Origin of the sequence: Pseudomonas sp. Leaf58, from assembly GCF_003627215.1 — a bacterium.
Classification (GTDB): domain Bacteria; phylum Pseudomonadota; class Gammaproteobacteria; order Pseudomonadales; family Pseudomonadaceae; genus Aquipseudomonas.
In genome coordinates, this window is record NZ_CP032677.1 from 1544177 (window position 1) to 1564531 (window position 20355).

Below are 20355 nucleotides of genomic sequence, written 5' to 3' on the forward strand. Positions count from 1 at the left end.
CACCATTTTCCTCGGTAAGTGACCCGCTATGAGTTCCGCCCTGTCCATCCGACAGCTGACCAAGACCTACGGCAACGGCTTCCAGGCCCTCAAGGGCATCGACCTGGACGTGGCTGAAGGTGACTTTTTCGCCTTGCTCGGCCCCAACGGTGCCGGCAAGTCCACCACCATCGGTATCCTCTCCACCTTGGTGAACAAGACCAGCGGCACGGTCAATGTGTTCGGCCATGACCTGGACCGCGAGCCGGCGGCGCTCAAGCGCTGCCTGGGCGTGGTGCCGCAGGAGTTCAACTTCAACCAGTTCGAGAAGTGCTTCGACATTGTCGTGACCCAGGCCGGTTACTACGGCATCCCGCCGAAGATCGCCAAGGCGCGCGCCGAGCAGTACCTGACCCAGCTAGGCCTGTGGGACAAGCGCGATGTGCCGTCACGTTCGCTGTCCGGTGGCATGAAACGCCGCCTGATGATTGCCCGCGCACTGATCCACGAGCCGCGCCTGCTGATCCTCGACGAGCCCACCGCCGGCGTGGACATCGAGCTGCGCCGTTCGATGTGGAGTTTTCTCACCGAGCTGAACCAGAAGGGCATCACCATCATCCTCACCACCCACTACCTGGAAGAGGCTGAGCAGCTGTGCCGTAACATCGGCATCATCGACCACGGCACCATCGTAGAGAACACCAGCATGCGCCAGTTGCTGGGCAAGCTGCACGTCGAAACCTTCGTCCTCGACCTCAAGCAGGACCTGGCCACGGCGCCGGTATTGCAAGGTTACCCGTGCCGGCTGCTGACCCCGCACACCCTGGAAGTGCAAGTGGACAAGGACGTCGGCATTACCGCGCTGTTCGGCCAGCTGGCGCTGCAGAACATCGAGGTGCAGAGCCTGCGCAACAAAACCAACCGACTCGAGGAGCTGTTCGTGTCCCTGGTGGAAAAAAACCTGTCGAAGGTGGCCGTATGAGTGTGGAACTGCGCACCAACTGGGTCGCCCTGAACACCATCGTCTACCGCGAAGTGCGGCGTTTTTTGCGCATTTGGCCGCAGACCCTGCTGCCGCCGGCCATCACCATGGTCCTGTACTTCGTCATCTTCGGTAACCTGATTGGCCGGCAGATCGGCGACATGGGCGGCTTCACCTACATGGAGTACATCGTGCCGGGGCTGATCATGATGTCGGTGATCACCAACTCCTATGGCAACGTGGTGTCGAGCTTCTTCGGTAGCAAGTTCCAGCGCTCGATCGAGGAGCTGATGGTGTCGCCGGTATCGCCACACATCATTCTGGTCGGCTATGTGCTGGGCGGTGTGTTGCGCGGCCTGATGGTGGGGGTGATCGTGACCATCCTGTCGATGTTCTTCACCCACTTGCAGGTGCACCACCTGGGCGTGACCGTGGTGGTGGTGCTGCTGACCGCCACCATCTTTTCGCTGCTGGGCTTCGTCAACGCGGTGTTCGCGCGCAACTTCGACGATATATCGATCATCCCGACCTTCGTGCTGACGCCGCTGACCTACTTGGGCGGGGTGTTCTACTCGATCAACCTGCTGCCGCCGTTTTGGCAGACCGTATCGTTGGCCAACCCGGTGCTGCACATGGTCAACTCGTTCCGCTACGGCATCCTAGGGGTGTCGGATATCAGTATTGGTACGGCGATCACCTTCATGCTGGTTGCCACTGCGGTGCTCTACCTGCTGTGCGTTCGCCTGCTGGTCAGCGGCCGCGGCATGCGTGCATGAACAGCGGAGCTTGCGCCGGCGCCACTGCCGGCCAATCCACCAGCGCCAGTACAGCAGGGTGGTGAAGTAGGCGACGATGCCGAGCACCACCCCGCACACCACCGACCCCAGCAAAAATGGCTGCCACAGCGTGGCCAGCTGGTCGCTGATCCATGCGAAGGTCAGTTCGTCGGGGAGGGTGCGCGGTGGGACCTGCATCAGCCAGGCGCCGGTCATGTAGGTAACGAAGAACACTGGCGGCATGGTCAGCGGGTTGGTCAACCATACCAGGCTGACGGCGATCGGCAGGTTGCCGCGTACCGGGATTGCCAGCGCCGCCGCCAGCAGCATTTGCATGGGGATGGGAATCAGCGCCGCGAATAGGCCCACGCCCATGGCGCGTGCCACCGAATGGCGGTTGAGGTGCCAGAGGTTCGGGTCGTGTAGCAGTTTGCCGAAAAAGCGTAAGGACTTGTGTTCGCGAATGCTGGTCGGATCCGGCATGTAGCGTTTGAAAAGTCGGCGCGGCATGTAGGCTCCCCGGGCGTTGATCCTGGCAGTATGCCCTTATTCCGGTTCAGCCTCGTTTAGAGTTTGTGACAATTGTTGAGCAAGCGCTGCCGGCAATTGGGCTATGCCTCAGAAGGTGATTTCGCTTCTGGAGCTCTACCTTATGCGCACAGGGATGTTTGCGCTCGCGCTCGGGCTGTTGTGCCTGGGCTGGCTACCTGCATTGCCATCGGTCGGATGGCTGGTGCTGCTGGCGGTAGCCGGTTGCGTCTGCCTATTCACCCGGCTGTGGCCGCTGGGCTGTTTTCTGCTGGGCTTGTGCTGGGCCTGCACCTCTGCGCAGTGGGCCCTGGATGATCGCCTGGCTGCCGGGCTGGATGGCCGTACCTTATGGCTGGAGGGCCGGGTGGTTGGCTTGCCGACCCGTACGGCGCAAGGGGTGCGCTTCGAGCTGCAAGAGGCGCGCTCGCGGCGCGGCGAACTGCCGCAGCGCCTGCAACTAAGCTGGTTCGGTGGGCCGCCGCTACGCGCGGGTGAGCAGTGGCGCCTGGCGGTGACCTTGCAGCGCCCGGCCGGGTTGCTTAACCCCCATGGCCCCGACCGGGAAGCACAACTGCTGGCGCGGCGGGTGGGCGCCAGCGGTACGGTCAAGGCCGGGCAATTGCTGGCACCGGTAACTGCGGGTTGGCGCGATGCGCTGCGTCAGCGTTTGCTGGCAGTCGAGGCCCATGGCCGGCAGGCAGCACTGGTGGCACTGGTGCTTGGCGACGGCGCGGGCCTGGCCCGGGAGGACTGGCAGACCTTGCAGGCCACCGGTACGGTGCACCTGCTGGTGATTTCTGGGCAGCACATCGGCTTGGTGGCGGGTTTGCTGTATGGCCTGGTCGCCGGGCTGGCGCGCTGGGGGCTGTGGCCGGCCCGGCTGCCGTGGTTGCCTTGGGCTTGCGCTCTGGGCATGAGTGCCGCGCTGGCTTACGGCTGGCTGGCCGGTGCCGGCGTGCCGGTGCAACGGGCCTGCCTGATGCTGGCTGTGGTGTTGCTTTGGCGCCTGCGCTTTCGCCATCTGGGCGCCTTTCTACCCCTGCTGCTGGCGCTGGTCGCCGTGTTGCTGGTCGAGCCGTTGGCGGCACTGCTACCGGGTTTCTGGCTGTCGTTTACTGCCGTGGCCACGCTTATCTATTGCTTCAGGGCCCGCTTGGGCGGCTGGCGGCCGTGGCAGGCCTGGACGCGGGCGCAATGGGTGATGGCTACCGGTTTGTTACCGGTGTTGCTGGCCACAGGCCTGCCGGTGAGCCTGAGCGCGCCGCTGGCCAACCTGGTGGCAGTGCCGTGGATCAGCCTGGCGGTGCTGCCGTTGGCGCTGTTGGGGACATTGCTGTTGCCGCTGGGCGGTGCAGGGGAGGTGCTGTTGTGGCTGGCGGGCGGGCTGCTGGAAGTTTTGTTCCGAGGTTTGGCGCTGGTAGCGCAACAGCGCCCGGCGTGGCTGCCGTCGGCGCTGCCCCTGTGGGCCTGGTTGCTGGTCTGCCTGGGCGCGCTGCTGGTGCTGCTACCCCGCGGCGTGCCGCTGCGCGGGTTAGGTGGTGTAATGCTGCTGGCCTTGTGGGCACCCAGGGAGCCGGTGCCTTACGGGCAGGTCGAGGTCTGGCAGCTGGATGTCGGCCAGGGGCTGGCGGTGCTGTTGCGCACCCGGCATCACAACGTGCTGTACGACGCTGGGCCGGCGAAGGGTGACACTGACCTGGGCGAGCGGGTGGTGCTGCCAACCCTGCGCAAGCTTGGGGTGAGTGGCCTGGACCTGATGGTGGTTAGCCATGCTCATGCTGATCATGCCGGTGGTGCTGCGGCCATCCAGCGTGGCTTGCCGGTCGGGCGGGTGTTGGGTGGTGAGGCGTTGGATGATGTCCAGCTTCAGCCGTGTGCCAGTGACGAGCGATGGATGTGGGATGGCGTGCGTTTTTCGCTGTGGCGCTGGGCCGATGGGCAGAGCAGCAATGACCGTTCCTGCGTGCTGCTGGTCGAGGCGCAGGGTGAGCGGTTGCTGCTGGCGGGTGATATGGAAGCCGGGGCCGAGCGGGCTTGGTTGGCGGCCACTGAAATGCCGCGTGTCGATTGGCTGCAGGCGCCGCACCATGGCAGCCGCAGTTCCTCCACCGAGGCCTTTATTCGCGCCACGGCGCCGCGCGGGGTACTGGTATCGCGGGGGCGCAATAACAGCTTCGGGCACCCGCATGCGCAGGTGGTCGAGCGTTATCGGCGGCATGGGGTGGTGATGCATGACACGGCGGAGCAGGGGGCGCTGCGGTTGGTGTTGGGGCGTTATGGGGACGTAGAGGGTGTGCGGGGGCAGCGGCGGTTTTGGCGGGTGGGTGCGGATTGAGGTAGGGCGGCTGAAAGGTGCTCGCCACTGCATTTTCAGCGCCTGTGAGATCGAGCGCCGCCCGCGCGGCGCTTCGCGGCACAAGGCCGCTCCCACATCTGTTTCGGGCCAGTTATTCCTGTGACTGAGGCGCGCGCCCCTTGGTGCATGGCAGGTAACAGAGGTGCTGATGTACAACCCTTGATATCGAAGGGAACAAACAAGGCGGACAGCGGTGAAGGCCCAGGAGAGACTGGCCCGAAACTTCGGGCCAGTTATTCCTGTGACTGAGGCGCGCGCCCCTTGGTGCATGGCAGGTAACAGAGGTGCTGATGTACAACCCTTGATATCGAAGGGAACAAACAAGGCGGACAGCGGTGAAGGCCCAGGAGAGACTGGCCCGAAACTTCGGGCCAGTTATTCCTGTGACTGAGGCGCGCGCCCCTTGGTGCATGGCAGGTAACAGAGGTGCTGATGTACAACCCTTGATATCGAAGGGAACAAACAAGGCGGACAGCGGTGAAGGCCCAGGAGAGACTGGCCCGAAACTTCGGGCCAGTTATTCCTGTGACTGAGGCGCGCGCCCCTTGGTGCATGGCAGGTAACAGAGGTGCTGATGTACAACCCTTGATATCGAAGGGAACAAACAAGGCGGACAGCGGTGAAGGCCCAGGAGAGACTGGCCCGAAACTTCGGGCCAGTTATTCCTGTGACTGAGGCGCGCGCCCCTTGGTGCATGGCAGGTAACAGAGGTGCTGATGTACAACCCTTGATATCGAAGGGAACAAACAAGGCGGACAGCGGTGAAGGCCCAGGAGAGACTGGCCCGAAACTTCGGGCCAGTTATTCCTGTGACTGAGGCGCGCGCCCCTTGGTGCATGGCAGGTAACAGAGGTGCTGATGTACAACCCTTGATATCGAAGGGAACAAACAAGGCGGACAGCGGTGAAGGCCCAGGAGAGACTGGCCCGAAACTTCGGGCCAGTTATTCCTGTGACTGAGGCGCGCGCCCCTTGGTGCATGGCAGGTAACAGAGGTGCTGATGTACAACCCTTGATATCGAAGGGAACAAACAAGGCGGACAGCGGTGAAGGCCCAGGAGAGACTGGCCCGAAACTTCGGGCCAGTTATTCCTGTGACTGAGGCGCGCGCCCCTTGGTGCATGGCAGGTAACAGAGGTGCTGATGTACAACCCTTGATATCGAAGGGAACAAACAAGGCGGACAGCGGTGAAGGCCCAGGAGAGACTGGCCCGAAACTTCGGGCCAGTTATTCCTGTGACTGAGGCGCGCGCCCCTTGGTGCATGGCAGGTAACAGAGGTGCTGATGTACAACCCTTGATATCGAAGGGAACAAACAAGGCGGACAGCGGTGAAGGCCCAGGAGAGACTGGCCCGAAACAGATGTGGGAGCGGCCTTGTGCCGCGAAGCGCCGCGCGGGCGGCGCTCGATCTCACAGGCCCTGCAAAACCCAAGGCATGCACCTGTAGGCCTTGATGCCAACCAAGGCATGCACCTGTAGGCCTTGATGCATCCAAGGCATGCACCTGTAGGCCTTGATGCCAACCAAGGCATGCACCTGTAGGCCTTGATGCATCCAGGGCATACCCCTGCCAGCCCCGATACCAATCCAAGCCATACCCGTCCGCCCCCAACGCCAATTCCCTGACCTCCGGCAGATGAGCCCCCGGCGCGCCTATGGTAGAGTGGCGGCCTTTTTCCGAAGGGGCGTTTACTGTGTGGGAATTGGTCAAGTCCGGTGGTTGGATGATGCTGCCGATCATTCTGAGTTCCATCGTTGCCATGGCTATCGTCGTCGAGCGCCTGTGGACCCTGCGCGCCAGTCGTGTCACCCCGCCGCACCTGCTAGGCCAGGTATGGATGTGGATCAAGGACAAACAGCTGACCAGTGACAAGCTCAAGGCCCTGCGCGCCGATTCGCCACTGGGCGAAATCCTCGCTGCTGGCCTTGCCAACTCGCGCCATGGCCGCGAAATCATGAAAGAGTGCATCGAGGAGGCCGCCTCGCGCGTGATCCACGAACTGGAGCGCTACATCAGCACCCTCGGCACCATCGCCGCCATGGCCCCGTTGCTGGGCTTGCTGGGTACCGTGCTGGGCATGATCGACATCTTCAGTGCCTTCATGGGGTCGCAGATGACCGCCAACGCCGCGGTGCTGGCCGGGGGTATCTCCAAGGCCCTGGTCACCACCGCAGCCGGCCTGATGATTGGTATCCCGGCGGTGTTCTTCCACCGCTTCCTGCTGCGCCGCATCGATGAGCTGGTGGTGGGCATGGAGCAGGAAGCGATCAAGCTGGTGGAAGTGATCCAGGGCGACCGTGAAGTGGAAGTGGCCGGAGGCAAGGCGTGAAGTTCCGGCGCAATCGCCAGCGGGAAAACGTCGACATCAACCTGGCGTCGCTGATTGACGTGGTGTTCGTCCTGCTGCTGTTCTTCGTGGTCACCACCACCTTCACCCGCGAGACCCAGCTGCGCGTCGAGCTGCCCGAGGCCGCCAGCGCCGAGCCGGCACCGGCCGACCAGGGCAAGCTGGTGGAAATCACCATCAGTGCCGAAGGCGTGTACTCGGTGAACAACCACCTGCTGCCTAAAAGTGACCTGGCCACCCTGAGCGAAGCGATCGAACGGGAGTCGGGCGGCGACAACAAGCTGCCGCTGGCCATCAGTGCCGATGGCAAGACCCCGCACCAGGCGGTGGTCACCGCAATGGATGCCGCCGGCAAGCTCGGTTTCAGCCAGTTGCGCATGACCACCGTCGAGGCGGCCCAGGGCACGCCTTGATGGCCTTCGCCGACCGCTTGCTCGCTGCCTGGTACGCCGGGCACCCGGCCCTGGCGCTGCTGCGCCCGCTGGAGGCGCTGTACCGCCGCGTGGTGATGCGCAAGCGGGCGCGTTTTCTCTCGGGCGAAAGCGCCAGCTACCGGGCCCCAGTACCGGTCATCGTGGTGGGTAACATTACTGTGGGCGGCACCGGCAAGACGCCGATGATTCTCTGGCTGATTGAGCACTGCCGCCAGCAGGGGCTGAAGGTGGGCGTGGTGAGCCGTGGCTACGGCGCCCGGCCTGCGCAGCTGCCCTGGCGGGTGCAGGCCGACCAGCGTGCCGAGCAGGCGGGCGACGAGCCGCTGCTGATCGTGCAACGCACCGGTGTGCCGCTGATGATCGACCCCGACCGCTCCCGTGCCGTGCAGGCGCTACTGGCCAGCGAACCCCTCGACTTGATCCTGTGCGACGACGGTATGCAGCACTATCGCCTGGCCCGCGACCTGGAGCTGGTGCTGATCGACGCCGCCCGCGGCCTGGGCAATCGGCGCTGCCTGCCGGCCGGGCCCTTGCGCGAACCCGCCGAGCGCCTGCACGACGCTGACGCGGTGCTGTTCAATGGCGCCAGCGAAGACGGCGCCGATGGCTTCGGCTTTCGCCTGCAGCCGTCCGCGCTGGTCAATTTGCGCAGCGGCGAACGCCGTAGCCTGGACCTATTCCCTTCAGGCCAGCGCCTGCATGCGGTGGCCGGTATCGGTAACCCGCAACGTTTCTTCAATACGCTGCAGGGGCTAAACTGGCAGCCGGTGCCGCATCCCTTCGCCGACCATGCCCAGTTCAGCGCCGAGCACCTTACGTTCAACCCGCCATTGCCGTTGGTGATGACAGAAAAGGATGCGGTCAAATGCCGTGCCTTCGCCGCCGCCGACTGGTGGTACCTGGCCGTCGAGGCGCAGCCATCGCCGGCCTTTAGCGCCTGGTTCGACAGCCAGCTGCAACGCTTGCTGCCGGGGCGCGCAAAGCCCTGAGCGCACTTTCAATTTTTGGCCAACCGGCCTCAAGGAAGCTTCCATGGACACCAAACTGCTCGACATCCTGGCGTGCCCGATCACCAAGGGCCCTCTCAAGCTCAGTGCCGACAAGACCGAGCTGATCAGCAAGGGCGCAGGCCTGGCGTACCCGATCCGTGATGGTATCCCGGTCATGCTGGAAAGCGAGGCACGCACCCTGACCGACGACGAGCGCCTGGACAAATGAACCTGAACTACACCGTGGTGATCCCCGCCCGCCTGCGTTCCACGCGCTTGCCGGGCAAGCCGCTGCTGACGATTGCCGGCAAGCCGATGGTCCAGCATGTTTGGGAGCAGGCGCGCAAAAGCGGCGCCGGCCGGGTGGTCATTGCCACCGACGATGTCAGCATCTTCGAGGCTTGCCAGGCATTTGGCGCTGAAGTGCTGATGACCCGTGTCGATCACGAGTCGGGCACCGATCGCCTGGCCGAGGTGGCGGCTCAACTCGACCTGCCTGCCGATGCCATCGTGGTCAATGTGCAGGGTGACGAACCGCTGATTCCACCGGTGATCATCGACCAAGTGGCCGCTAACCTGGCTGCCCACCCGGAAGCTGGCATCGCGACCCTGGCCGAGCTTATCCATGAGCCGGAAACCGTGTTCAACCCCAATGCGGTAAAAGTCGTCAGTGACAACAATGGCCTGGCCCTGACCTTCAGCCGTGCGCCGTTGCCATGGGCCCGCGATAGCTTCGCCAACGACCGCAGCCAGCTGCCGCAAGGCGTGCCTTACCGCCGCCACATCGGCATGTACGCCTACCGCGTCGGTTTCCTCCACGACTTCGTCAGTTGGGGGCCGTGCTGGCTCGAGCAGACTGAAGCCCTGGAGCAACTGCGGGCCCTGTGGCACGGCGTGCGCATTCACGTCGAAGATGCCATCGAGGCGCCTGCGGTGGGCGTTGATACCCCTGAAGACCTGGAGCGCGTACGGCGCTTGCTGGAGGCCTGATGCGCGTCCTGTTCGTGTGCCTGGGCAATATTTGTCGCTCGCCCACCGCCGAAGGCGTGCTGCGCCAGCAGTTGCAGGCTGCCGGGCTTGCCGACCGCGTGCAGGTGGCGTCGGCCGGTACCGGCGACTGGCACATCGGCAAGGCGCCTGACAGCCGCACCTGCAAGGCAGCGCTGGCGCGCGGTTACGACCTGTCGCAGCAGCGCGCTCAGCAGGTCAAGGCGGCGCATTTTGCCGAGTACGACCTGATCCTGGCCATGGACGAGAGTAACCTCAGCCACCTGCGCGCCTTGCGCCCGCATACGGCAGTGGGGGAGCTCGACTTGTTCCTGCGCCGCTACGGTGCGGCGCTGGATGAAGTGCCAGACCCGTACTACGGCGGTGCCGACGGTTTCGAGCAGGTGCTCGACTTGGTCGAGGCGGCGTGCCAGGCGCTGGTGCTGGAAATCAAGGGGCGGCTATGACAGGGCAGTGGCAGGAACAGGTATCGCTCAAGCCTTACAACACCTTCGGCATCGAGGTGAAGGCGCGCTATTTCAGCCAGGCGCATGATGACCAGGAGGTGCGCCAGGCGCTGGCCAAGGCTCAGCAGCGCGGCCTGCCGGTGTTGGTGATTGGCGGCGGCAGCAACCTGCTGCTAACCCGCGATATCGACGCACTGGTGCTGCACATGGCCAGCCGTGGCCGGCGTGTGCTTAGCGACGACGGTGAACGCATTGTGGTCGAGGCCGAGGCCGGTGAGCCCTGGCACCCGTTCGTGCAGTGGGCACTGGCGCAAGGCTACTGCGGGCTGGAGAACCTCAGCCTGATCCCTGGTACCGTGGGCGCCGCGCCGATGCAGAACGTGGGCGCGTATGGGGTGGAGATCAAGGACGTGTTCGCTGGCCTGACCGCCCTCGACCGCGAAACCGGCGCGCTGCGTGATTTCAGCCTAGCCGAGTGTGCCTTCGGTTACCGCGACAGCGTGTTCAAACGCAACCCCGGCCGTTGGTTGATCTTGCGTGTGCGCTTCGCTCTGAACCATACCCTGCAGGCTCACCTGGACTACGGCCCGGTGCGTCAGCGCCTGTTGGAGCAGGGGGTGACCGAGCCGACCGCGCAGGCGATCAGCGCGGCGATCTGCAGTATTCGGCGCGAAAAACTGCCAGACCCGGCGGAGCTCGGCAATGCCGGGAGCTTCTTCAAGAACCCGGTGGTGTCGGCTGAACAGGTTGAGGGTATTCGTGCGCAATACCCTGGGCTGGTGGCTTATCCGCAGGCCAATGGCCAGGTGAAACTGGCGGCGGGCTGGTTGATCGAGCAGGCGGGCTGGAAGGGCCATCGGGAGGGTGACGCCGGGGTGCATCGTTTACAGTCGCTGGTGCTGGTCAATTATGGCCAGGCGAGCGGGGCGCAGATGCATGCGCTGGCGCGGCAGATCCAGGCTGATATCCTCGCGCGGTTCGGGGTTGAGCTGGAGATGGAGCCGAACCTCTACTGATTCATCACGCTCATGCGGTACCTGTGGGAGCGGGCTGGCTCGCGAAGAACCTAGCGCGGTAGCTGGCACCGGCTACGCCGGTGTTCGCGGGCACGCCCGCTCCCACAACAGCAACAGCACTGCCAGCATTTGAAGGCAACCAAGAAAAAGCCCCGCCAGTTTGCACTGGCGGGGCTTTTTCATTCAGCCTTGGCTATCAACCGTGATGAGGCTTGTGCTCATCGGCGGTTGCCAGGGCGGGCTCCTCGGTGGCTGCGGCAGCTTCCTGTGCAGCTTTGGCGGCAGCCTCGGCTTCACGCTTGCGGCGGCGCACTTCACGCGGGTCGTTCGGTGCGCGGCCGTTGGCCAGCATGACCGTGGCAGGCTCTTCGGCTACCGGGGCTTCGACCGCTGCCGGCTCGACGACCACAGGGGCAGGCTCGGCCACTACTTCGGGCTGGGCTTCGACAACCGGAGCAGCTTGCTCGGCAGCCGGTGCGGCTTCGACCACGGCCGGAGCCTGCTCGATTTCACCGGCCTCGACGGCAGGTGCTTCTACCGGTGCTTCGGTAACCAGCGCTTCTGCCAGCACAGCCGGTTCGGCAGCAGATGCCTCTGCGACTACAGGTTGCGAAGCGACTTCGGCCACTGGCTCGGCAGTAGCCTCGACCACGGCCACAGGCTCGCTGACCGGCTGCTCGACTACTGGCGCCACGGCCACTGCTTCAGCCTTGGCGAAAGCTTCAACCTGCTCGACCGGCTGGGCGGCTTCGCTGTTGTCGGTTTCTACAGCGGCGACTTCGGCGGTAGCAAGTTCGGCTTGCTGGTTGGCTTGGGCCTCGGCATCGGCACTGATGTTGCTGCTGGCGACAGCGGCAGTCACAGCCAGGCCGGCGGCCAGTTCGGCACCCAGCTCGGTGGCCTGGTGCTGTTGTGGCTGCTCGTCGTTGCCATCTTCTTCGCTGCCATCGATCAGCTCGCCATTGGCGTTGCGCTGGCGCTCACGACGGTTGCTGCGACGACGCTGGCCGCGGGAGCGGCGGCGAGGGCGCTCGCCATCGGTGCCTTCCTGATCGTCCTGCAGCAGCTCATCGTTTGGCAGTTGCTCTTCGGTCAGTTCGGCAGCCTGTTCGGCCGCTTCTTCGGCTGGGCGTGGCTGGCGCTCTTCGCGTGCTGGGCGAGGGGCGCGTTCTTCGCGTGGAGCACGCTCTTCACGTGGGGCACGCTCTTCGCGAGGGGCGCGCTCTTCACGCGGTGCACGTTCTTCGCGCGGAGCGCGCTCTTCACGTGGCGCGCGTTCTTCGCGAGGTGCGCGCTCTTCGCGCGGTGCACGTTCTTCACGTGGCGCGCGTTCTTCACGGGCTACACGTTCCTCACGCGGTTGACGCTCTTCACGCTCGGCAGGGGTGGCGTCCAGTGGCTCGCGCAGTTCGCGCACGCGCTCTTCGCCACGGTTGCCGCGACGGTCTTCGCGTGGCGGGCGAGGTGCGCGCTCTTCGCGCGGTGCACGCTCTTCCCGCGGTGCACGCTCTTCGCGTGGTGCGCGTTCTTCACGTGGCGCACGTTCCTCGCGTGGCTGGCGCTCTTCGCGTGGGGCGCGCTCGGCACGCTCTTCACGCGGCTTGCGTTCTTCGTCACGGCGGCCGTTGCGGTTGCGGCTCTGCTGGCGGCCGTTACGGCGCTCTTCGTTACGCGGGCTGCGCTCGGCGGCCGGTTTTTCGGCAGCCGGGGCGACCGGCGCGGCGACAGGTTCTTCTTTGCCTGCGAACAGGCTGACCAGCGACTTCACCAAGCCCTTGAACAGGCTTGGCTCCGGGGCGCTCGGGGCTGGGGCAACCGGTGCGGCGGGTTGCGGCTCTTCAACGGTAGCCGGCACTGGCGCGTTCGCGCGGGCCGGGGCGGTCTTGACCGCGGCTTCTTGGCGAACCAGGGTGCGGGTAGCGGTCGGCTGCGGCGCTTCTTCGGTCTCAGTGGCAGCAATTTCGTAGCTGGACTGGTTGTTCAGCACTTCCGGGTTATCGTCGCGCAGGCGCTGGACTTCGAAGTGCGGGGTTTCCAGGTGATCGTTCGGCAGGATGATGATGCGCGCACGGGTGCGCATTTCGATCTTGGTGATCGAGTTGCGCTTTTCGTTCAGCAGGAATGCCGCTACCGGGATTGGCACCTGAGCGCGTACCTCGGCGGTGCGGTCCTTCAGGGCTTCTTCTTCGATCAGGCGCAGGATGGCCAGCGACAGCGACTCGACGTCACGGATGATGCCGGTGCCAGAGCAGCGTGGGCAGACGATGCCGCTGCTTTCACCCAGCGAGGGGCGCAGGCGCTGACGGGACATTTCCAGCAGGCCGAAACGCGAGATGCGGCCGACTTGAACGCGGGCACGGTCGGCTTCCAGGCACTCGCGCACGCGCTCTTCAACGGCACGCTGGTTTTTTGCCGGGGTCATGTCGATGAAGTCGATGACGATCAGGCCACCGATGTCACGCAGGCGCAGCTGGCGGGCGATTTCCTCGGCCGCTTCCAGGTTGGTCTGCAGGGCGGTTTCTTCGATGTCGCTGCCCTTGGTGGCGCGCGCCGAGTTGATGTCGATGGACACCAGGGCTTCGGTCGGGTCGATTACGATCGAGCCGCCGGACGGCAGGTCGACCACGCGCTGGAAGGCGGTTTCGATCTGGCTTTCGATCTGGAAGCGGTTGAACAGCGGTACGCTGTCTTCGTACAGCTTGACCTTGCTGGCGTACTGCGGCATCACCTGGCGGATGAAGGTCAGGGCTTCTTCCTGGGCGTCGATGCTGTCGATCAGCACTTCGCCGATGTCCTGGCGCAGGTAGTCGCGGATGGCGCGGATGATGACGTTGCTTTCCTGGTAGATCAGGAAGGGCGCGGCGCGGTCCAGGGACGCTTCCTTGATGGCGGTCCACAGCTGCAGCAGGTAGTCGAGGTCCCACTGCATTTCTTCGCTGCTGCGGCCAAGGCCGGCAGTGCGCACGATCAGGCCCATGTCGCCCGGTACGGTCAGGCCGTTGAGGGCTTCGCGCAGTTCGTTGCGCTCTTCGCCTTCGATGCGGCGCGAGATGCCACCGGCACGTGGGTTGTTGGGCATCAGCACCAGGTAGCGGCCGGCCAGGCTGATGAAGGTGGTGAGGGCGGCGCCTTTGTTGCCGCGCTCTTCCTTCTCGACCTGAACGATGACTTCCTGGCCTTCGCTCAGCACTTCCTTGATGTTGACCCGGCCTTCAGGAGCCTTCTTGAAGTACTCGCGGGAAATTTCTTTCAGCGGCAGGAAGCCGTGACGTTCGGAACCGAAGTCGACGAAGGCGGCTTCGAGGCTGGGTTCGATGCGGGTGATCTTGCCTTTGTAGATGTTGGCCTTTTTCTGCTCGCGCGCGCCGGACTCGATGTCCAGGTCGTAGAGACGTTGGCCGTCCACCAGGGCTACACGCAACTCTTCGGGTTGAGTTGCGTTAATCAGCATTCTTTTCATGTTGTACCGTCGGTTTCCGGGCTGCCGGAAACGGCGTTCGGCACACACGACGTCTCATGGTCGGTGCCAAGGTGCGCAAAGGGTGGCTGGGCCACCCCCGTGTCGAGCGACGTTCGGCACCAGCCGGTTGCCCAGCCTGCCGTTGTCGCGACGACGCGTCCTGTTTGCTGCGGTGCCAACAAGGCCCCGGTGGCTTCGAATTGGAATCCGAATCAACCAAGCGGGCCTTGTGCACTCAGTCAGGAGGAGGAATCAACCGTCAGCCGTGGACGCCCGGAGGCATCTGTTCAGGACCTTATCCGCTCGCCAGCCGTCAGTGGGCTGGTGGCCGGACGCGGTGCTACACGGTCCGAGGGCTGTGCATCTCCACCCTGCACGTATCCCTGATAATTCGGGTGCTGCCGCGCGCTGAATCCGCAACGGGTTGCATTTTTCGCCAGCGCAGGTTCGGCGCTGGCGCCATTCATGTCCAAGGCAGGTATTTCCGAAGCATTCGCCGGGCGTTGCGTGGAAGCGACGGGGCGGGCAGAGGTGCAGCGAAAAGAATCGGGTAAGCAGGTGAAACACCGCACTTGTCGTTTTTTTTCGGTCTTCTCTACACGGCGCTGGTGGCGATTCCAGGCAATTCGGTAAACTGGCGAAAACCCCGTAGGACGGCCTCGCGTCCTGGAGAATTGCGAAGGTCAGGGACCGGCTCAGAGCCTGGTTTCGCTGGCCTGCCGCTTTTGGCGGCGTTCGCGACTATAGCAGCAATGATTAAGTGCTTCAATTCCATAAAAAATTGTTATGATCCCGCCATGACGACCAATACCCCTCCGACTTCCGGCGTACAGCTGATCGAAGTCGCGCCGGAGCTTGCCGGCCAACGCATCGATAATTTCCTCATCACGGCCCTCAAGGGCGTGCCCAAGACCTTGGTCTACCGCATCCTGCGCAAGGGTGAAGTACGGGTCAACAAGGGGCGCGTCAAGCCGGAATACAAGATCCAGGCCGGCGACATCGTGCGGGTACCGCCCGTCCGCCTGCCCGAGCGTGACGCGCCGGCGCCGGTGGCCCAGGGCCTGCTGCAGCGCCTTGAGGCCGCGATTGTCTACGAAGACAAGGCGCTGATCGTGATGAACAAGCCAGCCGGCATCGCCGTGCATGGTGGTAGCGGCCTTAGCTTTGGGGTGATCGAGGCGCTGCGCCAACTGCGCCCGGACGCCAAGGAGCTGGAGCTGGTGCACCGCCTGGACCGCGACACCTCCGGCCTGCTGATGATCGCCAAGAAGCGCAGCATGCTGCGCCACTTGCATGCCGCCCTGCGTGGCGATGGTGTCGACAAACGCTACATGGCGCTGGTGCGTGGCCACTGGCCGACCGCGAAGAAGCAGGTTAACGCCCCGTTGCTCAAGAGCAACCTGCGTTCCGGTGAGCGCATGGTCGAAGTGAACGACGAGGGCAAGGAGGCACTAACCCTGTTCCGCGTACTGCGCCGCTTTGGCGAGTTCGCCACCATTGTCGAGGCGCGGCCGATCACTGGTCGTACCCACCAGATTCGTGTGCACACCCTGCATGCCGGGCACATGATTGCCGGCGATAGCAAATACGGTGACGAAGACTTCAGTCGCGAAATTCGCGACCTGGGTGGCAAGCGGCTGTTTTTGCATGCCTATGCCCTGACCGTGCCGTTGCCGGACGGTGGCGAGCTTAAGCTCGAGGCGCCTGTGGATGAGGTGTGGGCGAAAACCATTGAACGGCTGAGTGCGTCCTGAGTGATGAAAAAAGGCTATGAGCTGTTGATTTTCGACTGGGATGGCACCCTGGCCGACTCCATCGGGCGTATTGTCGAGGCCATGAATGCTGCGGCAGAGCGTGCGGGTGAGGCGCAAAGCAGCGAGAGTGCGGTCAAGGGCATCATTGGCCTGGCTCTAGGTGAGGCGATCCATACCTTGTACCCGCACTTGGCGCCTGCACAGGTCGAGCGTTTTCGTCAGCACTATGCCGATATCTACATGGCCCTGGACCAGCAGCCCTCGCCGTTGTTCGAGGGTGTGGTCGAGTCGCTGGATGCCTTTCGTGCCCAGGGATATCGCCTGGCGGTCGCTACCGGCAAGGCGCGTCGGGGGTTGGATCGGGTGCTCAAAGCCAATGGCTGGGAGCAGTTCTTCGACATCACTCGCGCCGCCGACGAGACCCGCGGCAAGCCGCACCCGTTGATGCTCGAGGAAATCCTCGGCCATTGCGGTGTCGAGGCGGGGCGTGCGCTGATGGTTGGGGATTCGGCCTTCGACCTGCAGATGGCCAGTAATGCTGGCATGCATTCGGTGGCTGTGGGCTATGGTGCCATGTCGCTGCAAGCGCTGGCCGAGTTTGGTCCGCAGGTGTGCATCGATCATTTTTCCCAGTTGCGCGAGTGGCTGGGCGGTTCTGCAATTCCATTTCCAAGGTAGGTGAGCATGGCAGACGAATGGAAAGCCCCTGAGGCCGAACCGGAGGAGCGCGAAGAGCGCAAAAGCTGGAGGCTGTTGGAGAAGACCTTGCTGGCGGGTGTGCAGGAGCAGCGCCGGGCGCGACGCTGGGGGATCTTTTTCAAGCTGCTGACCTTTATCTACCTGTTTGGCATCCTGGCGTTGTTCACCCCGCTGATGGACATGGACAAGGCGGCATCGCGCAGCGCCAGCCATACCGCGCTGGTCGAGGTGCGCGGGGTGATTGCTGACCAGGAGCCCGCCAGCGCCGACAACATCGTCAAGAGCCTGCGCGAGGCGTTCAAGGACAGCAAGACCAAGGCTGTGGTGATGCGCATCAACAGCCCGGGCGGCAGCCCGGTGCAGTCAGGTTACGTGTACGACGAAATCCGCCGCCTGCGTGCCGAGTACCCGGCCATCAAGCTGTATGCGGTGATCGCCGACCTGGGTGCTTCTGGCGCCTACTACATTGCCAGTGCGGCGGACGAAATCTATGCCGACAAGGCTAGCCTGGTGGGCTCGATTGGGGTAACGGCTGCCGGTTATGGCTTTGTCGGCTCCATGCAGAAGCTAGGCGTGGAGCGCCGCTTGTACACCTCGGGCGAGCACAAGGCCTTCCTTGATCCGTTCTCGCCAGAAAAGCCGGAAGAGACGCGGTTCTGGCAGGGGGTGCTGGATACCACGCACAACCAATTCATCGCCATGGTCAAGCAGGGGCGTGGCGAGCGCCTGAAGGACAAGGAGCATCCGGAGCTGTTCAGCGGCTTGGTGTGGTCGGGTGAGCAGGCCAAGGAGCTGGGCCTGGTGGATGGGCTGGGCAGTGCCAGCTATGTGGCGCGTGAGATCGTTGGCGAGAAGGAGTTGGTGGATTTCACTGTGCAGGAATCACCGCTGGATCGCTTCTCCAAGCGCGTAGGGGCCAGTGTGGCCGAGCGCCTGGCGATGTGGATGGGGTTCCAGGGGCCTCAGTTGCGCTGAGGGGCGTCGCGCGTTGTGTGGTGCCTGTGAGATCGAGCGTCGCCTGCGCGGCGCTGGATCTCACGAGTGGCACAAATCGTTAGCCAGGCTAGGGGATTACCACCCCTTCCTTGGTCAGCATATCCACCAGTCGAATCAATGGCAGCCCTATCAGGCTGGTCGCATCGCACCCGTGGGTGCTCTGGAACAAACTTACCCCCAGCCCTTCCGCCTTGAAGCTCCCGGCGCAATCCAGCGGTTGTTCTGCAGCCACATAGCGCTCCACGCGCTCGCGGCTCAGCTCGCGCAGGGTCACGGTAAATGGCACGCAGTCCACCTGGCATTGCCCAGTGGTGCTGTTCAGCAGTGCCAGGCCGGTCAAAAAGCTCACCTGCTGGCCACTGCATTCCAGTAGTTGTTCGCAGGCCCGCTCGAAGGTATGCGGCTTGCCCAGCACCTGCTCACCCAGTACGGCGACCTGGTCCGAACCGATGATCAAATGCCCACGATGGCTGCCTGCCAGTGCCTCGGCCTTTTGCCTGGCAAGCCGGCGCACCAGCTCTACGGCGGGTTCGTCATCCAGGCGCCGCTCGTCTATATCGGGGCTTGCCCAGGTGAAAGGCAGGCGCAGACGCGTGAGCAGTTCGCGGCGATAAGCAGAGCTGGAAGCCAGTAGCAAAGGAAGCATGATAGACTCCGGGTTCGGTTGAACCAATTCTATCACGCACGATGCCGCCGAATTTCCTTTGACAGGGGCGGGGGGCATCCCTAGAATGCTGCGCCTATGTTGAATGACCCGATTCCACCTCACGTTGACCCGCGCAAATTAGCCGATCGTGGCGTAACCATTAATGGTTCGTTGCAACTCGCTGATTTGGAAAGACTCTGCGACCCGCTTTCCGACAATGTCGGTACGGTGCAGGCGAAGTTCGATTTTGAACGAGATGAACAGCACGTGGTGGTTATCCACAGCGAGCTTGACGTCGAGGTCAAAATGGTTTGCCAGCGTTGTCTTGAGCTGGTCACCCTGCCAATCCATAGCGAATGTACATACGCTGTGGTGAAGGAGGGTGCGAATACCCAGTCGTTGCCGAAAGGCTATGACGTGCTGGAACTGGGCGAAGATCCTTTGGATCTGCAGGCACTGGCCGAGGAGGAGCTTCTGCTCGCCTTGCCAATCGTGCCTGCTCACCATCCGGAAGAATGCCAGCAGCCGGCGGGCGCAGACGAGCCCGAATCGAGCAAGGACGAGGTATCGCGGTCCAACCCGTTCAGTGTTTTGGCGCAGTTAAAGCGTGACCCAAACGTTTAGGAGTTAATCAATTATGGCTGTTCAGCAGAACAAAAAATCCCGCTCTGCCCGTGACATGCGCCGTTCGCACGACGCCCTGTCGGAAAACGCGCTGTCGGTAGAGAAAACTACTGGTGAAGTTCACCTGCGCCACCACGTTTCGCCAGAAGGCGTATACCGTGGTCGCAAAGTGGTCGACAAGGGCGCTGACGAGTAATCCTTGTCCGCTCAGGTCATCGCGATCGACGCAATGGGCGGGGACTTCGGTCCCCGCAGCATTGTCCAGGCTAGCATTGCCTGCCTTTCGGCTACACCCTCGCTTCACCTGACCCTCGTCGGTCAACCCTCCCTCCTTGAAGATCTTGTCAGTGGCCTTTCGGCTGCGGATCGCGCGCGCCTGCACATTGTGGCTGCCAGCGAGGTGATCGGCATGGACGAGCGGCCATCACAGGCGTTGCGTGGCAAGCCGGACTCGTCGATGCGCATTGCGCTCGAACTGGTGCGCGACGGCAAGGCTCAGGCCTGCGTCAGTGCCGGGAATACCGGGGCGTTGATGGCGCTGTCGCGTTTCGTGCTCAAGACCTTGCCGGGTATCGATCGGCCAGCCATGGTGGCGGCGATTCCGACCCAGGCTGGCTACTGCCAGTTGCTCGACTTGGGCGCTAATGTCGACTGCAGTGCCGAAAACCTCTACCAGTTCGCCGTGATGGGTTCGGTGGCTGCCCAGGCCTTGGGCGTGCATCGGCCGCGCGTGGCGCTGCTGAACATCGGCACCGAAGACATCAAGGGTAACCAGCAGGTCAAGCTGGCAGCCAGCCTGTTGCAGAACGCTCGAGGGCTCAATTACGTGGGCTTTGTCGAGGGCGACGGGTTGTACCGCGGTGAGGCTGACGTAGTGGTGTGTGACGGGTTTGTCGGCAACATCCTGCTCAAGTCGAGCGAGGGGTTGGCGACCATGATCGGCACGCGCATCGAGCAGTTGTTCAAAGGGGGGATATTGGCGCGGGCGGCAGGGGCCGTGGCCATGCCCTTGCTCAAGCGCCTGCAGGCCGACCTGGCGCCGGCGCGGCACAATGGCGCTAGCTTTCTGGGGTTGCAGGGCATCGTCATCAAGAGCCATGGCTCGGCGGGGGCGCAGGGCTTTCAGAGTGCCATCCAGCGGGCGTTAATCGAGATTCAGGAAAACCTGCCGCAGCGTTTGCATGGGCGCTTGGAGGACCTGCTGCTTTAGCCTGTGGCAATCCTGTAGGAGCGGGCTTGCCCGCGAAGAGGCCGGCACAGGCACACAAAGAACTTAGGCATATCGCCGATGAAGTGCTTAAATGTGACCG

The 20355-nt window shown here is 63.5% G+C and carries 19 protein-coding genes; 16 read left to right on the top strand and 3 right to left on the bottom strand.

What is annotated here, in order from left to right; genetic code table 11:
* Positions 1-28 precede the first annotated feature (28 nt).
* Together DV532_RS07200 and DV532_RS07205 are read left to right on the top strand one after the other, a co-directional pair.
* Positions 29-961, top strand: coding sequence for an ABC transporter ATP-binding protein (locus DV532_RS07200; protein ID WP_056797350.1), 933 nt, complete (start codon positions 29-31; stop codon positions 959-961).
* Positions 958-1737 carry an ABC transporter permease gene (locus DV532_RS07205; protein WP_056797348.1) on the top strand — a complete coding sequence of 260 codons (780 nt, stop codon included), beginning with the start codon at positions 958-960 and terminating at the stop codon, positions 1735-1737. The genes DV532_RS07200 and DV532_RS07205 overlap by 4 nt, the downstream gene beginning before the upstream one ends.
* Here DV532_RS07205 and DV532_RS07210 read toward each other — a convergent pair.
* On the bottom strand, positions 1621-2247 hold the full coding sequence (locus DV532_RS07210; RefSeq protein ID WP_120715315.1) for a DUF2062 domain-containing protein: 627 nt from the start codon (positions 2245-2247) through the stop codon (positions 1621-1623). The genes DV532_RS07205 and DV532_RS07210 overlap by 117 nt on opposite strands.
* Positions 2248-2389: 142 nt before the next feature.
* On the opposite strand from DV532_RS07210, the gene DV532_RS07215 reads away from it, so the two are divergent.
* From DV532_RS07215 to murB, 8 genes are all read left to right on the top strand, one after another.
* On the top strand, positions 2390-4603 hold the full coding sequence (locus DV532_RS07215; RefSeq protein ID WP_056797346.1) for a DNA internalization-related competence protein ComEC/Rec2: 2214 nt from the start codon (positions 2390-2392) through the stop codon (positions 4601-4603).
* A 1716-nt stretch (positions 4604-6319) separates the two neighbouring features.
* Positions 6320-6955: a MotA/TolQ/ExbB proton channel family protein gene (locus DV532_RS07220; RefSeq protein WP_027596066.1), complete on the top strand. Its 636-nt coding sequence runs from the start codon at positions 6320-6322 to the stop codon at positions 6953-6955.
* A complete protein-coding gene (locus DV532_RS07225; protein WP_056797219.1) occupies positions 6952-7386 on the top strand; it encodes a biopolymer transporter ExbD in 435 nt (144 codons plus the stop codon). The genes DV532_RS07220 and DV532_RS07225 overlap by 4 nt, the downstream gene beginning before the upstream one ends.
* Positions 7386-8396, top strand: coding sequence for a tetraacyldisaccharide 4'-kinase (gene lpxK, locus DV532_RS07230; RefSeq protein WP_056797222.1), 1011 nt, complete (start codon positions 7386-7388; stop codon positions 8394-8396). The genes DV532_RS07225 and lpxK overlap by 1 nt, the downstream gene beginning before the upstream one ends.
* Before the next feature lie 43 nt (positions 8397-8439).
* Complete coding sequence (locus tag DV532_RS07235; protein ID WP_003247142.1) at positions 8440-8625, top strand: Trm112 family protein; 186 nt, start codon at positions 8440-8442, stop codon at positions 8623-8625.
* Positions 8622-9386, top strand: coding sequence for a 3-deoxy-manno-octulosonate cytidylyltransferase (gene kdsB / locus DV532_RS07240; protein ID WP_056797225.1), 765 nt, complete (start codon positions 8622-8624; stop codon positions 9384-9386). The genes DV532_RS07235 and kdsB overlap by 4 nt, the downstream gene beginning before the upstream one ends.
* Positions 9386-9850 (top strand): low molecular weight protein-tyrosine-phosphatase, encoded by a 465-nt coding sequence (locus DV532_RS07245; RefSeq protein WP_056797228.1) that lies wholly within the window; start codon positions 9386-9388, stop codon positions 9848-9850. Before kdsB ends, DV532_RS07245 begins: the two co-directional genes overlap by 1 nt.
* Positions 9847-10866, top strand: a complete 1020-nt coding sequence (murB, locus tag DV532_RS07250) for a UDP-N-acetylmuramate dehydrogenase (protein ID WP_056797231.1) — start codon at positions 9847-9849, stop codon at positions 10864-10866. The genes DV532_RS07245 and murB overlap by 4 nt, the downstream gene beginning before the upstream one ends.
* A 196-nt stretch (positions 10867-11062) precedes the next feature.
* On the opposite strand, the gene rne is transcribed toward murB, so the two are convergent.
* Positions 11063-14326, bottom strand: coding sequence for a ribonuclease E (rne, locus tag DV532_RS07260; RefSeq protein WP_056797234.1), 3264 nt, complete (start codon positions 14324-14326; stop codon positions 11063-11065).
* Positions 14327-15123: 797 nt separating this feature from the next.
* Here rne and rluC point away from each other — a divergent pair.
* The 3 genes from rluC to DV532_RS07280 are packed head-to-tail and all read left to right on the top strand — an operon-like array spanning position 15124 to position 17754.
* Complete coding sequence (gene rluC, locus DV532_RS07270) at positions 15124-16080, top strand: 23S rRNA pseudouridine(955/2504/2580) synthase RluC (protein ID WP_056797237.1); 957 nt, start codon at positions 15124-15126, stop codon at positions 16078-16080.
* A gap of 3 nt (positions 16081-16083) precedes the next feature.
* The gene (locus tag DV532_RS07275) at positions 16084-16758 is read left to right on the top strand and encodes an HAD family hydrolase (RefSeq protein WP_056797240.1); all 675 of its coding nucleotides are present in this window, start codon (positions 16084-16086) and stop codon (positions 16756-16758) included.
* Positions 16759-16764: 6 nt separating this feature from the next.
* The gene (locus DV532_RS07280) at positions 16765-17754 is read left to right on the top strand and encodes a S49 family peptidase (RefSeq protein ID WP_056797241.1); all 990 of its coding nucleotides are present in this window, start codon (positions 16765-16767) and stop codon (positions 17752-17754) included.
* Positions 17755-17842: 88 nt separating this feature from the next.
* Here the strand turns inward: DV532_RS07280 and DV532_RS07285 are convergent, their stop codons facing one another.
* The gene (locus DV532_RS07285) at positions 17843-18421 is read right to left on the bottom strand and encodes a nucleoside triphosphate pyrophosphatase (protein ID WP_056797244.1); all 579 of its coding nucleotides are present in this window, start codon (positions 18419-18421) and stop codon (positions 17843-17845) included.
* A gap of 96 nt (positions 18422-18517) precedes the next feature.
* Between DV532_RS07285 and DV532_RS07290 the strand changes: the two genes are divergently transcribed.
* Genes DV532_RS07290 through plsX form a run of 3 tightly spaced genes read left to right on the top strand, consistent with a single transcriptional unit; the run spans position 18518 to position 20255 of the window.
* Positions 18518-19045: a YceD family protein gene (locus DV532_RS07290; RefSeq protein WP_082476767.1), complete on the top strand. Its 528-nt coding sequence runs from the start codon at positions 18518-18520 to the stop codon at positions 19043-19045.
* A gap of 13 nt (positions 19046-19058) precedes the next feature.
* On the top strand, positions 19059-19241 hold the full coding sequence (rpmF, locus tag DV532_RS07295; RefSeq protein ID WP_003247154.1) for a 50S ribosomal protein L32: 183 nt from the start codon (positions 19059-19061) through the stop codon (positions 19239-19241).
* 3 nt (positions 19242-19244) lie between these two features.
* Positions 19245-20255: a phosphate acyltransferase PlsX gene (gene plsX, locus DV532_RS07300; RefSeq protein WP_082476768.1), complete on the top strand. Its 1011-nt coding sequence runs from the start codon at positions 19245-19247 to the stop codon at positions 20253-20255.
* The last annotated feature ends 100 nt before the right edge of the window (positions 20256-20355 follow it).

Coding starts and splice junctions, on each gene's coding strand:
- rne (WP_056797234.1), bottom strand. CDS start 14,326: ATGAAAAGAATGCTGATTAACGCAACTCAACCCGAAGAGTTGCGTGTA.
- DV532_RS07215 (WP_056797346.1), top strand. CDS start 2,390: ATGCGCACAGGGATGTTTGCGCTCGCGCTCGGGCTGTTGTGCCTGGGC.
- DV532_RS07245 (WP_056797228.1), top strand. CDS start 9,386: ATGCGCGTCCTGTTCGTGTGCCTGGGCAATATTTGTCGCTCGCCCACC.
- DV532_RS07200 (WP_056797350.1), top strand. CDS start 29: ATGAGTTCCGCCCTGTCCATCCGACAGCTGACCAAGACCTACGGCAAC.
- DV532_RS07275 (WP_056797240.1), top strand. CDS start 16,084: ATGAAAAAAGGCTATGAGCTGTTGATTTTCGACTGGGATGGCACCCTG.
- DV532_RS07285 (WP_056797244.1), bottom strand. CDS start 18,421: ATGCTTCCTTTGCTACTGGCTTCCAGCTCTGCTTATCGCCGCGAACTG.
- murB (WP_056797231.1), top strand. CDS start 9,847: ATGACAGGGCAGTGGCAGGAACAGGTATCGCTCAAGCCTTACAACACC.
- DV532_RS07235 (WP_003247142.1), top strand. CDS start 8,440: ATGGACACCAAACTGCTCGACATCCTGGCGTGCCCGATCACCAAGGGC.
- lpxK (WP_056797222.1), top strand. CDS start 7,386: ATGGCCTTCGCCGACCGCTTGCTCGCTGCCTGGTACGCCGGGCACCCG.
- kdsB (WP_056797225.1), top strand. CDS start 8,622: ATGAACCTGAACTACACCGTGGTGATCCCCGCCCGCCTGCGTTCCACG.
- DV532_RS07210 (WP_120715315.1), bottom strand. CDS start 2,247: ATGCCGCGCCGACTTTTCAAACGCTACATGCCGGATCCGACCAGCATT.
- DV532_RS07280 (WP_056797241.1), top strand. CDS start 16,765: ATGGCAGACGAATGGAAAGCCCCTGAGGCCGAACCGGAGGAGCGCGAA.
- rluC (WP_056797237.1), top strand. CDS start 15,124: ATGACGACCAATACCCCTCCGACTTCCGGCGTACAGCTGATCGAAGTC.
- rpmF (WP_003247154.1), top strand. CDS start 19,059: ATGGCTGTTCAGCAGAACAAAAAATCCCGCTCTGCCCGTGACATGCGC.
- DV532_RS07290 (WP_082476767.1), top strand. CDS start 18,518: ATGTTGAATGACCCGATTCCACCTCACGTTGACCCGCGCAAATTAGCC.
- DV532_RS07205 (WP_056797348.1), top strand. CDS start 958: ATGAGTGTGGAACTGCGCACCAACTGGGTCGCCCTGAACACCATCGTC.